We start from the raw sequence: 14,480 nt of genomic DNA, 5'->3' as shown, positions 1-14,480 counted from the left end.
CTTACATCGGTTTTCATGAAACACATCACCGCAATCGCGACCGCCCTCACCCTCCTGTCCCTTCCCGCCACGGCCGAACAGGTGGGCTCGGTCGGCGTCGACTGGGTCGGCAACGACATCGTGATAGAGGCGGTGCAGGACCCCAAGGTGCAGGGCATCACCTGTCACCTCGCCTATTTCGACCGCTCGATCTTCGACCGCCTGTCGAACGGCAACTGGTTCGAGGATCCGTCCAATTCCTCCATCGCCTGCCGTCAGACCGGCCCCATCGTGATCGGCGACATCGACCGCAGCCCCGAAGGCGAGAATGTCTTTCAGGAACGTCAGTCGATCATTCTGAAGTCGATCCGCATCAAGCGCATCTTCGACGAGGCCAACAACACCCTGATCTACCTCGCCCACGCGACGGAACTGACGCAAGGCTCCGCCAAGATGTCGATCAGCACCGTCCCGCTCTACACCCCCGGGACAGAGGCCGCGGCGCAAAACTGACGCCACCCCTCGCTTTTTTCAAAATACTCCCCCCGGAGGGTCCGGCCCCACCCACAGGGATCCGCCGGGGCCGCGTCTCACCGGGACCCGTCGCGCAGCCCCGCCGCGCCCTCGGCACCAGCCCTCACCGCTGTTCCGACCGCCCACCTGCGAGTCCGAAGGCCGCCAGATCCAGCCTGCGAAAGTTCTCCCGCTCCGCGGCGGTCAGCGGATAGCGGCGCAGCATCGCGTCGTTCTCGGTCTTGACCCGCGCGCCCCAGTCGCTGCGCAGACGCGTCATCAACCTGATATGGGCGTCGATCCAGGTGGCGCGGGAATAATCGTCAGTGCCGATCAGCCCTTCCAGCGCGCCGGGCCACCTTTGCCGGACCCGCATCAGCCAACCCGGCGCCTGCACCGTGCGCGTCGCGCGCTCCGCCGCCATCGCCAGCAGGCGCGTCTCGCGGCGCAGCATCCGGAACAGCAACTCATGCCCGTCGATGGTCTCGCGGGTCCGCTCCATCCCGTCGTCATCCACGATCAGCTCGAAAAGCGGCCCATCGCCCTCCACATGGGGCGTGCCGTCACCGCGCGGCTGGCGGTCGATCACATAAGGCACCACGGACTGGCCGATCTCGGCCAGGGCCGCACCGATGGCGGCTTCGACCTCCGCCCGCCTCATGCAGCCCCCCGCGTGCGGCCCAGCACGTCCGTCACCACGTCACGGATGATCCGCGCAATCACGGCGCAATCATCCAGCGAGAATGTCAGCGGCAGGCGCATGTCCAGCAGTCCCGCCAAAACCCGGTCGGTCGCGGGCAGCGCGTGCTGCGGCGCATAGCGCCAAGAGGCATAGCCCGAGGTAAAGCCCACCGGCTCTGCCGCGCCGAACCATTTCAGCTCCACCCCCCGTGCTGCACAGCCCGCGACGACGGCGGCAATGACCTCCGCCGGCTGGTCCAGCAGCAGGAACTGAAAGGACGAGGCGACGAACTGCTCCGCGGCCGGACGCACAGGCACGCTGACCCCCGGCAGATCCGCCAACCCCTCCGCCAGCCTGCGGTAACGGTCGTTCCAGCGCCCCGCCTGCCGCGTCAGACCCTTCAACTGCGGCCGCAGGATCGCCGCCCGCAGATTGTCCATCCGGCCAGAGATATTGGGCACCTCGTAGCGCAAATCCGCGAAGGCCTCCTCTGGCGGGGCCGCCCGGTGACGGCCGTACATCATGTAGCTGCCCGACAGCAGCACCGCGCGCGCCATTGCCTCTGCGTCGTCGGAAATCAGCAAGCCGCCCTCGCCCGAATTGATATGCTTGTAGGTCTGGGTCGAAAAACACCCCATCCGCCCCCAGCGCCCGGTGGGCCTGCCGTTCCACGCGGCCCCCATGGTATGGGCGCAATCCTCGATCACCGTGACCCCCGCGGCGTCGCAAAGCTGCATCAGCCGGTCCATGTCGCAGATATGCCCGCGCATGTGGGACAAAAGCAGCACCCGCGCCTGCCCCAGCTTGGCGGCCAGATCGTCCATATCGATGACCAGCGCTTCGGTCACGCCGACCAGCACCGGCACCGCCCCCACCCCCGCAATCGCCCCCGGCACCGGGGCGAGCGTAAAGGCATTGGTTAGCACCGCATCGCCCGGCGTTACCCCGCAGGCGCGCAGCGCGCAGCCCAGCGCATAGCCGCCAGAGGCCACGGCGAGGCAATAGGCCGCCCCGGTGCTGGCCGCGAACTCCTCCTCCAGCAAGGCCGTCTCTGCGACCTCACCATCGGCGGTGTTATAGCGGTGCAGACGCCCATGACGCAGCACCGCCTCCGCCGCCGCAAGGGCCGCGTCGGGCAGCGGTTCCTGCTGCGTGAAGTTTCCTGTAAAGACCTCTCCCATGCCCCCGACTGTCGCGACAGGCACGGGCATCGTCAACAGGTTAACCGATCAGATCGCGTACGACGCGGGGCAGATCGTTGTAATGCGCCAACAGCGCGGCGGGGTTCAGCGCCGCCATGTCTTCGCCTGCGGGGCCGAAGGTCACCAGCACCGACGGCACCCCCGCCGCATGGGCGGTCTTGCGGTCCGTGTCCGTGTCGCCCACCAGAAGACACATCCCCGGATCGCCCCCCGCCCGACGCACCGTCTCGAACAGATGTTCGGGGTCGGGCTTGCGCACGGGCAAGCTGTCCGCCCCCAGCATCGCATGGAACCGGTCCATCACGCCCAGTGCCGTCAGCAGTTGCACCGCCAGCGCCTCGGGCTTGTTGGTGCAGATCGCCACGCGGTACCCTGCCTCGGTCAGCGCCGCGATCGCCTCCATCGCGCCGTCATACAGATAGGTATGCGTGCTGATCGCCCGGGCGTAGTGATCCAGCAAAGGCTGATACTGCGCATCCACCAGATCCTCGTCCAGCCGCCCCGCCCGCTCCAGTCCCAGCCGCAACATGGCCTTCGCGCCACGCACCGCCGTCTTCTGATCCCGCGCCGGATCCAGCTGATCGGCCAGCCCCAGATCGCGGAAACAGGCGTTCGCCGCCGCGATCAGATCGCCGCTGGTGTCCGCCAGCGTGCCGTCCAGATCGAATACTACCGTGCGCATGCATCTTTCCCCTTGGTCGCGACAGGTCCACTGTTACGAATGGTAAACCTTCGTGACACAGCCCCGCCTTGTAAGCGGGTCAGGAACGGATACAACCCGGCCAAACGACAAATGGGGCACGCGCGGCACATGACAACAGCTTTGATCGTTCTTGCAGCAGGCAAGGGCACACGCATGAACTCGGACCTGCCCAAGGTCCTGCACCCCCTCGCCGGCGCACCGCTGCTGATCCACGCCCTGCAGGCGGGCGGCGCGCTCGACCCCGCACGCACCGTCGTCGTCACCGGCCACGGTGGCGATCTGGTGGAAAAGGCCGCCACGGCCTTCGATGACCGTATCGCATGCGTCCGCCAGACCGAACAACTGGGCACCGCCCACGCCGTCGCACAGGCCCGCCCCGCGCTTGACGGTTTCACCGGCGACGCCGTCGTGCTTTACGGCGACACCCCCTTCATCACGCCCGACACGCTGGAACGGATGCTGGACGCCCGCCGCACCCACGACGTCGTCGTACTCGGCTTCCGCGCCGCTGATCCCGGCCGCTATGGACGTCTGGTGATGGAGGGTGACAGCCTCGCCACCATCGTCGAATACAAGGACGCGGACGAGGCCACCCGCGCCATCGACCTGTGCAACTCCGGCGTGATCTGCGCCGACGCGGACACGCTGTTTTCCCTGATCGACGCGGTCGGCAACGACAACGCGGCGGGCGAATACTACCTCACGGACATCGTGAGCCTCGCCCGCGCGCGCGACCTCTCGGCCGGTGTCGTGACCTGTGACGAATCCGAAACCCTCGGCATCAATTCCCGCGCCGAACTGGCCGCCGCAGAACAGCAATACCAGCGCACCGCCCGGGCCACCGCCCTCGCGGACGGCGTCACCATGCCCGCCCCCGACACGGTGATCTTTGCCCACGACACTTATATCGGCGCCGATGCAATGATCGAGCCCTACGTCGTCTTCGCCCCCGGCGTGACCGTCGAATCGGGCGCCACGATCCGCGCCTTTTCCCACCTCGAAGGCTGCCACGTCAGCCGCGGTGCCGTCGTGGGCCCCTACGCCCGCCTGCGCCCCGGCGCCGAACTGGCCGAAAACGCGAAGGTCGGCAACTTCGTCGAGATCAAGAGCGCGCTGATCGACACCGGCGCCAAGGTCAGCCACCTGACCTACATCGGCGACGCCACCGTGGGTGCGGGCGCCAACATCGGCGCAGGCACCGTCACCTGCAACTACGACGGTTACTTCAAGCACCACACGGAAATCGGCGCAGGCGCTTTCATCGGCTCCTCCACCATGCTTGTCGCACCCGTGACCGTGGGCGCCGGGGCGATGACCGGCTCAGGCTCGGTCATCACCCGGGACGTGCCCCCGGGCGATCTGGCCTTGGGGCGCGCGCCGCAGGTCAACAAGGCGGGCCTCGCGACACGCCTGATGGACAAACTCAAGGCCTTCAAGGCCGCCAAGCAGAAAGCCTGATCCCATGTGCGGTATCGTCGGAATCCTCTCCTCCCATGAAGCAGCCCCGATCCTTGTCGATGCGTTGAAGCGCCTCGAATACCGCGGCTACGATTCCGCGGGCATCGCCACGATCAACGACATGCGCCTCGACCGCAGGCGCGCCATCGGCAAGCTGGTGAACCTGCAGGACCTGCTGGTCCACGACCCCCTGCCCGGCAAGGCCGGCATCGGCCACACCCGCTGGGCCACCCACGGCGCACCCTCGGTCAACAACGCCCACCCGCACCGCGCGGCGGGCGTCGCCGTCGTGCACAACGGCATCATCGAAAACTTCCGCGAACTCCGCCGCTTTCTGGCCGACAACGGCATCGCCTACCAGACCGACACGGATACCGAAACGGTGGCGCTTCTGGCGCAATACCACCTCGGTCAGGGCAAATCCCCGCGCGACGCCGCAGCGGCCACCATCGCGCAACTGCAGGGCGCCTACGCGTTGTGCTTCCTCTTCGATGCGGAACCCGACCTGCTGATCGCCGCCCGCAAAGGCAGCCCGCTGGCCATCGGTCATGGCAAGGGCGAGAATTACGTCGGCTCCGACGCCATCGCCCTCGCCCCGATGACCGACACGATCACCTATCTGGACGAAGGCGACTGGGCCGTCGTCACTCGTCAGACGGTCGAGATCCGCAACGCCGCAGGCGAACAGGTGCACCGCCCGCGCAAGACCATCGCCACCGGCTCCGCCGCCGTGGACAAGGCCGGCTACAAGCACTTCATGGCCAAGGAAATCGCCGAACAGCCCACCGTCCTGCAAGGCGCGCTGGCCCATTACATCAACGCCGCAGGGACCGCGGTGACGCTGCCAGAGCCGGGCATCGACTTCGCCCAGATCCAGCGCCTGACGCTGGTCGCCTGCGGCACGGCGTTCTATGCCTGCATGGTGGCGAAATACTGGTTCGAACAGGTCGCCCGCCTGCCGGTCGAAATCGACGTGGCCTCGGAATTCCGCTACCGTGAACCGCCCGTGACCCCCGGCACCGTGGCCCTCTTCGTCAGCCAATCGGGAGAGACGGCCGACACCCTCGCTGCCCTGCGCTACATGGCAGGCAAGGCGGACCGCATCCTCTCGGTCGTGAACGTGGCCGAATCCTCCATCGCCCGGGAAAGCGATCTGGCCCTGCCGATCCTTGCGGGCGTCGAGGTCGGCGTCGCCTCAACGAAGGCCTTTACCTGCCAGTTGACCACGCTGGCGCTGCTGGTCCTCAAGGCCGCCCGCGACCGGGGCGAGATGGACGAGGCCACCCTCTCGGATCATCTGGCCCAGCTGCGCCACCTGCCGGGCATCATGAACGCCGCCCTGAACATCGAAACGGCAACGCGCGATCTGGCACAAGAGCTGTCAGAGGCCCGCGATATCCTCTTCCTCGGCCGCGGCGCGATGTATCCCCTGGCCCTCGAAGGTGCGCTGAAGCTTAAGGAAATCAGCTACATCCACGCCGAAGCTTACGCATCAGGCGAACTCAAGCACGGCCCCATCGCCCTCGTCGATCCCGCCGTGCCGGTGATTGTCATGGCGCCGACGGATGCGCTTTTCGACAAGACCGTGTCGAACATGCAAGAGGTCATGGCCCGCGGCGGCAAGGTGCTCTTGATCACCGACGCCCAGGGTGCGCGCACCGCGTCCGACGGCGTGTGGAAGACCCTGATCCTGCCCGACGTGCCGGCCTTCCTCGCGCCCATCCTCTACGCCATCCCGGCCCAGCTGCTGGCCTATCACACGGCGATCGCCAAAGGCACCGACGTGGACCAGCCGCGCAACCTTGCAAAATCCGTCACGGTGGAGTGACTCCATGGTGTCGGATCGGCTGCGCCGATCCGATCCACCGGGGGCGCTGCCCCCGGACCCCCGAAGTATTTTCGACCAGAAGAAGATGGAACGAACTCCGCCGCCAACCGGTCTAAATACCAGGGATCCTCGACATGCGAGGATAGGCTTCTTCTGGTCTCAAATACTTCGGGGTCCGGGGCAGCGCCCCGAAAGGGGTGGGCGGGCGGAGCCCGCCACCCCCATCACTGCGCCGCTACGCTCACTTCGGCGATCTCGGTCAGCGGAATATCCAGCAACCGCATCGCCGCCAGCGACATCTGGCTGCCCGATCCCGCCGCCCCGCCAGAGGGGCGCAGTTCCACGTTGGCATCCTTGCCCTTATAAGTCACGCGTCCCGGCGTCAGCGCCTTGACCAGCGGCGTCTTCAGCCAGATCCCCGGCTCTGCCGGCGGCCCCAGCGTCGCCAGCGTCGTGCCCAAAGTGGCGGCCGGCGTATCCACCTTCACATCCAGTGCTGCGGCCTTGTCAGCCGCGGTTGTGGTGTCGAACTGCGCCACGGTGCGGGCGGCCGCTGGCGGGCGCGGCGGTGGCGACGGGTTCAACGTCGCGACGGGCGCCGCCGCAACGGCGCCTGCGGTCGCTGGCGTGGTGGCGGACACCGGCTGCATCATGTTGCCACATGCGGTCAGGGCGAAGGCGGGGATCAGCAAAAGGATTTTCATGCCCCAGTCGTAGGTCCACCGCACAAAGCTGACAAGTCCCCGCCTGCGCCTTGCGCACACCCCCGCCGGGGCCTAGGTTCAGCCCATGAATGCTCCATTGATCGACCCGTTCGCCCGCGCCATCCGCTACCTGCGTGTCTCCGTCACGGACCGCTGCGATTTCCGCTGCGTCTACTGCATGTCCGAGAACATGACCTTCCTGCCCAAGAAGGACCTGCTGACGCTCGAGGAACTCGACCGCATGTGCTCTGCCTTCGTGCGCCTCGGCGTCGAAAAGCTGCGGATCACCGGCGGCGAGCCGCTGGTCCGGCGCGAGATCATGACCTTCTTCCGCGCCATGTCGCGCCATCTGGACTCCGGTGCGCTCAAGGAACTGACCCTGACCACCAACGGCAGCCAGCTCGAACGCTTCGCGGGCGATCTCTATGCGGCCGGTGTCCGCCGGGTGAACGTCAGCCTCGACACGCTTGACGAGGCGAAATTTGCCCGCGTCACCCGCTGGGGGCGCTTACCGCAAGTGCTGCGCGGCATCGACGCCGCCCAAGCCGCGGGCCTGCGGGTCAAGATCAACGCCGTCGCGCTGAAAGACTTCAACGAAGACGAACTCTTCACCATGACCCAGTGGGCCGCCTCCCGCGACATCGACATGACCTTCATCGAGGTCATGCCGATGGGCGACATCGGCAACGAGGACCGCATCGGCCAGTACTGGTCGCTGAAGGACCTGCGCGCACAGCTCTCCACCCGCTACACCCTCACCGACCTGCCCGAATCGACCGGCGGCCCCGCCCGCTACGTCCGCATCAACGAGACGGGGCAAAAGATCGGCTTCATCACGCCGCTGTCCCACAACTTCTGCGAATCCTGCAACCGCGTCCGCATCACCTGCACCGGAGAGATCTACACCTGCCTCGGCCAGGAAGGACACTCCGACCTGCGCGCGCCCCTGCGGTCCTCCGAATCCGACGCCATCCTTGATGACGCGATCCGCGCCGCCATTGCGCTGAAACCCAAGGGCCACGATTTCGACTATTCCCGTCAGGCGGTCGACGGTCAGGTCTCGCGCCACATGAGCCACACCGGCGGCTGACATGACCCGCCCGCCCCTGCTGCTGCGTACCTACGGGGGGCTGGCGAACCTCGCGGCACCGCTGCTGTTCCGCCGCATCCGTGATCGCCTGGTCGCCCACGGCACCAGCCCCGCCCGCGCCCGCGAACGGCTGGGCCACGCCACGCTGCCGCGTCCCGCGGGCCGGCTCATCTGGATCCACGGCGCCTCCGTGGGCGAGACGCTCTCCGCCCTGCCCCTTATCACCGCCCTGCGCGCGCAGGAGGATCCGCCGCGCATCCTCGTGACCTCCGGCACCGCCTCCAGCGCCGAGATCATGGCCAAGCGCCTGCCCGCCGGTGCCCTCCACCAGTTCGCCCCCCTCGACAGCAAGCGCGCCCTGCGCCGCTTTCACGCGCACTGGCAGCCGGACCTGCTGGTCCTGATGGAATCGGAACTCTGGCCGCAGATGATCCAGACCGCCCCCTGTCCAGTCGTCCTGCTGAACGCCCGCCTCTCGGCCCGGGCGCTCGCGCGCTGGCAAAGCCTCGGTCCTTCTGCGGCCTACATTCTGCGCCGCCTCGCCCTGATCGTCACCCAGACCGAGGCGACCGCTGCGGGCCTGCGCGCCCTCGGCGTGGCCCCAGACCGCATCCGCACGGGGGGCAACCTCAAGGCCGCCGCCCCGCCACCGGACGCCGCCCCCGCGGCCCTGGCACAGATCACCGCGGCACTGACCGACCGCCCCCGCTGGCTCGCCGCCGCCACCCACCCGGGCGAGGAGGACCTGCTCCTCGCCGCCCACCGGCAATTGCTTAAATCGCACCCCGACCTGTGTCTGATCCTCGCCCCCCGCCACCCCGAACGCGGCGACCGCATCGCGCAGATGGCCACGGGCCTGACCCTGACCCGCCGCAGCGCGGGCGAGGCGCCCACCGCACAGGTCTACCTCGCCGACACGCTGGGCGAGATGGGGCTGTGGTACCGCAAAGCCCCCCTCGCCTTCGTCGGCGGATCGCTGACCCCCAACGGCGGCCACAACCCGTGGGAGGGTGCGGCCCTCGGCTGCGCCCTGCTGACCGGATCGCATCTGACGAACTGCGCACAGGACTGGCAAACGCTGACCGACGCGGACGCGGCCCGCACGGACTTGACCGCCGACACGTTGCTCCCCGCCCTGCAAGACCTGCTCGCCACCCCCGCCGCCGCCCGCGCCATGGGCGCACGCGCCGCTGCCGTGACGGCCCGACAAGGCGACGATATCGCCCGCACGGTCGCGGACCTGAACGCCCTGATGCCCGCAAAGGCCACACCATGACCCTAGATCCCGCCACCGTCACGGTCATCGCGCCGAACCTGAAAAAGCGCTACTCCGGCGTGACCTCGACCGTCCTGCGCCTCGTGCCGCTGCAGGCCCGCCAGATCGCCATCGCGTCGGTCGGCCCGAAACTGCCGCCCGAAATCCCGCAGATCCGCCTGCGCGATCTTCTCACGATGCCCCGCCGCCTCCGCGTCTGGCATGCCCGCCGCAACAACGAGATGCTGGCCGGCCTCGCCCTGAAACACATCCTGCGCCAACCGCTCAAACTGATGTTCACCTCTGCCGCACAGCGGCAGCACTCGGCCTGGACGAAGGGACTGATCCGCCGGATGGACAAGGTCGTCGCGACCTCCGCCCGCTCCGCCGCCTTCCTTGACGCCCCCGCGCAAGTCATTCACCACGGCATCGACACCGACCATTTCGCGCCAGCGCCCGCCCGCGCCGCGCTGCGCCAGCAGTTGGGCCTGCCCCACGACAAGGTGCTGCTGGGCTGCTTCGGCCGCGTCAGACCGTCCAAGGGCAACGACCTGTTCATCGACGCGATGATCGCGGTGCTGCCCGACTTTCCGGATGTCCACGCGGTGATGATGGGCGGCGTGACCGAGGCCTTCATGGACTACGCCGCAGACCTGCGGACCCGCGCCGCGGCCTCGCCCGTGGCGGACCGCATCCACATCCTGCCCGAAGACCCCGGCTGGACCATCGCCCCCTGGTTTCAGGCCATCGACCTCTACATCGCCCCCCAGCGCAACGAAGGCTTCGGCCTCACCCCGCTGGAAGCTGCGTCCTGCGGCGTGCCCAGCATCGCCACCGATACCGGCGCCTTTGCGGAAATCGTGGCCCAGGACGTGACGGGCCTGCTGATCCCCACCGACGACCCCGCCGCCCTGCAACAGGCGATCCGCACCGCCCTGTCGGACCCCGCACGCCTGTCCCGCTGGGCCGCCGCCTGCCGCCCCCGCGCCGTCAACGGTTTTCGGATCGCCGACGAGGCCGCAGCCCTTATCGCGATCTACCGCGCCCTTCTCGGACCCTCCGCCTGAGCGCGCCGGGGGCTTCCGCCCCCGGACCCCCGAGGATATTTCCAAAACAGAGAGGGGAGGCGCGGCGCCCCCCCCCTCTCTGTTTCTCAAATATCCCCGCCGGAGGCACGGCCCACCGGGCCGTTCGCGACGCCAGGTCAGGCCGCCGGCATGCGCTTTTCGACGATCTCGGCCCACCAGCTGCAGCCGGCCGGAATCGCGTCGTCGTTGAAGTTGTATTCCGGGTGATGCACGCTTGCGCCGTCGCCGTTACCGACAAGGATATAGGCGCCGGGCCGCTCCTCCAGCATGAAGGCGAAATCCTCGCCGCCCATGACCAGCGGCGCTTCGGCACAGTCGCCGGACACGCTGCGGGCGACCTCAGCGGCAAAAGCGGTCTGATCGTCGCTGTTCACCATCACCGGATAGCCGCGCGTATAGGTCACGTCAGCCCGCGCGCCGAATGCGCTTGCGGTGCCCGTCGCCAGCGCGGTCAGCCGCGTCTCGGCCAGCGCGCGCATGTCCGTCGACATCGTGCGCACGGTGCCCCTCAGGTGCACCCGCTGGGCGATCACGTTGAACGCCTTCGACGAGCTTTCGATGCTGGTCACAGACACCACGATCTGATCGGTCGGATCGGCATTGCGTGACGCGATGGACTGCAGCGCCACAACGACGTGGGAGGCGACAAGCGTCGAATCGACCGTTTCCTGCGGCTTGGCGGCGTGGCCGCCCTTGCCTTCGATCGTGATCTCGAAGGTGTCGGTCGCGGCAAAGAACGCCCCCGACCGGATACCGAAGGACCCCAGCGGCATGCCGGGCCAGTTGTGCATCCCGTAGACCTCGTCGATCTTCCAGCGGTCCATCATGCCGTCGTCGCACATCTCCTTCCCGCCGCCGCCGCCCTCTTCGGCGGGCTGAAAGATCACCACGACCGTGCCGTCGAAATTGCGCGTCTCGGCCAGGTATTGCGCTGCCCCCAGCAGCATCGCCGTGTGGCCGTCGTGGCCGCAGGCGTGCATGGCACCGGGCGTCTTGGAGGCATAGTCCAGCCCCGTCTGTTCCGTGATCGGCAGCGCGTCCATGTCGGCGCGCAACCCTATGACCTTACCCTTGGTGTCGGTCTTGCCCTTGATGACGGCCACGACGCCGGTACGCCCGATGCCGGTCACGACCTCGTCGCAGCCGATGGCGGTCAGGCGGTCGGCCACCACCTGCGCCGTGCGGTGCGTCTCGAACAGGATCTCGGGGTGTTCGTGCAGATCGCGGCGGATCGCCGTGATTTCCGGCAGCAGTTCGGCAAAGCGGTTCTTGACGGGCATGAGGTGTCTCCTGTTTTTCCGCGTGATCCTGTCATTGGCGTCGGCGGTCCGCAAGGGACCGCCCGCCTACAGGTTCGGCCCAGCGATCAGCCGCGACCCGTCCGAGAATCGCGACAACCTGAACCGCGACAGGTCGTGGCCCGCAGATGCTCCGACAGCCAGCCGCGCGGCGATGCGTCCCATGCCGGGGCCGATACCGAAGCCGTGGCCGCACATCCCCGTGCAGACCGTCAGTCCCGGCAGGGCCGCGACGTGGTCCACCACCGGCACGACATCGGGCAGCGTGTCGATCATCCCGGCCCAGCTTTGCGCGATCTTCACTGCGCCAAGCTTCGGAAAGGTCGCCGCAAAATCCCGCGCCAGACGTGCCACGCGGGCGGCGTTCGGCGCGGGATCCAGCACGCGGCACCGCTCGAACGGGCTGACCTGATCGCCAGACCAGCGCCGGGGCGTGCCCCAACCGTCGGGGTATCCGCGCGGGGCGGCGGGCAGCAGGCGGGTGCCCAAGGGGTCCTCCCACAGCAATTTGGTGAAACTGCCAAAGGCGCGGAAAGCATCCGGCCCCACGAACAGCTCGTGAAAGCCCGCTGGCGCCAGCGAATAGCCGCCATCGGCCCGCTTGCGCCAGGCCAGCCGCTTGTCCACCGCACCGCCCAGATTCACGTCGCCCATCGGCGCCGTTGCCGCGACCGTGGCGCGGACCGAGAGTTGCGGAATAGAGACGCCATGCCGGCGCAGCAACAGTGACGACCAGGCACCGCCCGCCAGCACCACGGCGCCCGCCCCGATCAGCCCGCGTTCCGTCACGACGCCGGTCACGCGGCCGCCCATCAGGTCCAGCATCCGCACCGCACAATCCTCGATGATCTGCGCCCCCGCCGCCTGCGCCGCGCGGGCAAAGGCCGGCACCGCGACCCAGGGCTCTGCCTTCATGTCCGTCGGCGTCCAGAGTGCACCCTTGTAGCCGCGCGCCGCCCCCGGCAGCGCCTCGGCCACCTGTGCTGCACTCAGCATCCGGCTGCTGACCTGAAACTTTTCCGCCTCCGCCAGCCAGCCCGCATAGCGCGCCATCTGCGCCTCATCCTCGGCCAGATAGAGCGTCCCGGTCGTCCGCAGCCCCACGTCGCCCGCCTCGGCGGCCAGGGCGGGCCACATCCGCTGCGCCTCCAGCATGATCGGCAGTTCCGCCAGATCGCGGCCCTGCGCGCGGACCCAGCCCCAGTTGCGGCTCGACTGCTCGCCCGCGACCCGGCCCTTTTCCAGCAGGACGACGCTCACACCGTCGCGGGCCAACTCCCACGCGGTCATCACGCCGATGATGCCGCCGCCGATCACGACGACATCGGCCCGGTCCGGCAAGGGGTCGCGGAACGTCGCCGCCAAATCCGCCCGGATCGGAAAGGTCATCGCGTCAGATGCTCCACCAGCTTGCGCATAAAGTCCTGACCGGCCGCGAACTGCGATATCTCGATGAACTCGTCGGGCTGGTGCGCCTGTGCGATATCGCCCGGTCCCACGACCACGGCAGAGTAGCCGCGTTCCTGAAACTGCCCGGCTTCCGTCCCGTAGCTGACGACATGGCTGCCGTTGTCGCCGGTCAGCATCCGCGCCAGCTCCTCGGCGCGGCCCTGCTCTTCGGGCTGCAGCCCCGGCAGGCCAAAGTAGGCCTCGGCCTTGATATAGGTGTCGGGATGCACCGCCTGCATCTCGGCCTCGACCTCCGCCACCTTGGCGAGGAACCGGTCGCGCCAGTCGTTCACGTCCTCGCCCGGCACCACGCGGAACGACAGATCGAAATGGCAGTCCTTGGCGGTGATGTTATGCGCCGTGCCGCCCTGAATGACGCCCGTATGGACAGAGGTGAAGGGCGGATCGAAGACCGCCGCCAGCTCCGACGGCGTCGCCGCCACCTGCTCCTGATTGACCTCGTAGGCCCAGTTGATCAGGCGCGCGGCCTGCATCACGGCGCTGACGCCCTCGGTGATCTTGGACGAATGGACCTCGAACCCGCGCACATGCACCTTGAAGCCCATGCCGCCCTTGTGGCCCGTCACCACCTGCATCATCGACGGCTCGCCCACCAGCACCGTATCGGCGCGCGGCATGCCGTGGCTGACCATGTGGTCGATCATCACCGGTGCGCCGACGCAGCCGACTTCTTCATCATAGCTCAGCGCGATCTGCAGGGGGCGCTTGATCCCGGCCTCTGCCGCATGCGCCATCGCCCACAGCGCCAGCGCGTCGAATCCCTTCATGTCGCAGCAACCGCGCCCGTAAAGACGTCCGTTCTTCTCGACCACCGTAAAGGGGTCCGTCGTCCAGTCCTGACCGTCCACCGGCACCACGTCCGTATGACCCGACAGCACGACGCCGCCGTCCACCTTGGGGCCCACATGGGCATAGAGCGCCGACTTGGTGCCGTCCGGGCTGGGGACGCGCACGCAGTCGGCGCCGATTCCCTCCAGATACGCTTGCGCAAAATCGATCAGCGCGTGGTTGCTGTCGCGGCTGACGGTGGGAAAGGCGACGAGCTTTTCCAGTAGGGCGCGGGGGGTCATCGGGGCGGACATCGGCAGTCTCCGGTCTGGGCTAGGGCGTGCGCCCACCCTGCGCGCCAAAGGGGAAAGGTCAAGCGATCCTCGGCCATATTTCGCACCTGCAGCATGCGCAGCGCCTCTTTTTCAGGCATCGCCCTGCG

General features: G+C 68.0%; 13 protein-coding genes. 6 read left to right on the top strand and 7 right to left on the bottom strand.

The window, feature by feature from the left end; genetic code table 11:
- Positions 1-15 precede the first annotated feature (15 nt).
- A complete protein-coding gene (locus GLR48_RS13360) occupies positions 16-492 on the top strand; it encodes a CreA family protein (RefSeq protein WP_237062181.1) in 477 nt (158 codons plus the stop codon).
- A gap of 124 nt (positions 493-616) precedes the next feature.
- Here the strand turns inward: GLR48_RS13360 and GLR48_RS13355 are convergent, their stop codons facing one another.
- Genes GLR48_RS13355 through GLR48_RS13345 form a run of 3 tightly spaced genes read right to left on the bottom strand, consistent with a single transcriptional unit; the run spans position 617 to position 3,058 of the window.
- Positions 617-1,153, bottom strand: a complete 537-nt coding sequence (locus GLR48_RS13355) for a hypothetical protein (protein WP_237062180.1) — start codon at positions 1,151-1,153, stop codon at positions 617-619.
- Positions 1,150-2,355, bottom strand: coding sequence for a DegT/DnrJ/EryC1/StrS family aminotransferase (locus tag GLR48_RS13350; RefSeq protein ID WP_237064548.1), 1,206 nt, complete (start codon positions 2,353-2,355; stop codon positions 1,150-1,152). The genes GLR48_RS13355 and GLR48_RS13350 overlap by 4 nt, the downstream gene beginning before the upstream one ends.
- A 40-nt stretch (positions 2,356-2,395) precedes the next feature.
- Positions 2,396-3,058, bottom strand: a complete 663-nt coding sequence (locus tag GLR48_RS13345) for an HAD-IA family hydrolase (RefSeq protein WP_237062179.1) — start codon at positions 3,056-3,058, stop codon at positions 2,396-2,398.
- 129 nt (positions 3,059-3,187) lie between these two features.
- Here GLR48_RS13345 and glmU point away from each other — a divergent pair, with 129 nt between their 5' ends.
- Positions 3,188-4,537, top strand: a complete 1,350-nt coding sequence (glmU, locus tag GLR48_RS13340) for a bifunctional UDP-N-acetylglucosamine diphosphorylase/glucosamine-1-phosphate N-acetyltransferase GlmU (RefSeq protein ID WP_237062178.1) — start codon at positions 3,188-3,190, stop codon at positions 4,535-4,537.
- A gap of 4 nt (positions 4,538-4,541) precedes the next feature.
- On the top strand, positions 4,542-6,365 hold the full coding sequence (gene glmS, locus GLR48_RS13335; protein WP_237062177.1) for a glutamine--fructose-6-phosphate transaminase (isomerizing): 1,824 nt from the start codon (positions 4,542-4,544) through the stop codon (positions 6,363-6,365).
- A gap of 224 nt (positions 6,366-6,589) precedes the next feature.
- Here glmS and GLR48_RS13330 read toward each other — a convergent pair whose 3' ends face one another.
- Positions 6,590-7,069, bottom strand: coding sequence for a D-galactarate dehydratase (locus tag GLR48_RS13330; RefSeq protein WP_237062175.1), 480 nt, complete (start codon positions 7,067-7,069; stop codon positions 6,590-6,592).
- Positions 7,070-7,154: 85 nt separating this feature from the next.
- On the opposite strand from GLR48_RS13330, the gene moaA reads away from it, so the two are divergent.
- The 3 genes from moaA to GLR48_RS13315 are packed head-to-tail and all read left to right on the top strand — an operon-like array spanning position 7,155 to position 10,481.
- Entirely contained in the window at positions 7,155-8,159 is a 1,005-nt protein-coding gene (gene moaA / locus GLR48_RS13325; protein WP_237062173.1) for a GTP 3',8-cyclase MoaA, read from the top strand.
- Position 8,160: 1 nt separating this feature from the next.
- A complete protein-coding gene (locus GLR48_RS13320) occupies positions 8,161-9,435 on the top strand; it encodes a 3-deoxy-D-manno-octulosonic acid transferase (RefSeq protein ID WP_237062171.1) in 1,275 nt (424 codons plus the stop codon).
- Positions 9,432-10,481, top strand: a complete 1,050-nt coding sequence (locus tag GLR48_RS13315; RefSeq protein WP_237062170.1) for a glycosyltransferase family 4 protein — start codon at positions 9,432-9,434, stop codon at positions 10,479-10,481. The genes GLR48_RS13320 and GLR48_RS13315 overlap by 4 nt, the downstream gene beginning before the upstream one ends.
- Positions 10,482-10,618: 137 nt before the next feature.
- On the opposite strand, the gene GLR48_RS13310 is transcribed toward GLR48_RS13315, so the two are convergent.
- The 3 genes from GLR48_RS13310 to argE form a co-directional block, all read right to left on the bottom strand.
- Positions 10,619-11,782: a M20 aminoacylase family protein gene (locus GLR48_RS13310; RefSeq protein WP_237062169.1), complete on the bottom strand. Its 1,164-nt coding sequence runs from the start codon at positions 11,780-11,782 to the stop codon at positions 10,619-10,621.
- Positions 11,783-11,848: 66 nt separating this feature from the next.
- The gene (locus GLR48_RS13305) at positions 11,849-13,189 is read right to left on the bottom strand and encodes an NAD(P)/FAD-dependent oxidoreductase (protein ID WP_237062168.1); all 1,341 of its coding nucleotides are present in this window, start codon (positions 13,187-13,189) and stop codon (positions 11,849-11,851) included.
- Positions 13,186-14,352, bottom strand: coding sequence for an acetylornithine deacetylase (gene argE / locus GLR48_RS13300; RefSeq protein WP_237062167.1), 1,167 nt, complete (start codon positions 14,350-14,352; stop codon positions 13,186-13,188). The genes GLR48_RS13305 and argE overlap by 4 nt, the downstream gene beginning before the upstream one ends.
- Between the last annotated feature and the right edge of the window lie 128 nt (positions 14,353-14,480).

It is taken from the genome of Loktanella sp. M215 (assembly GCF_021735925.1).
GTDB lineage: Bacteria > Pseudomonadota > Alphaproteobacteria > Rhodobacterales > Rhodobacteraceae > Loktanella.
This window is presented reverse-complemented; position numbering and strand designations above follow the sequence as displayed.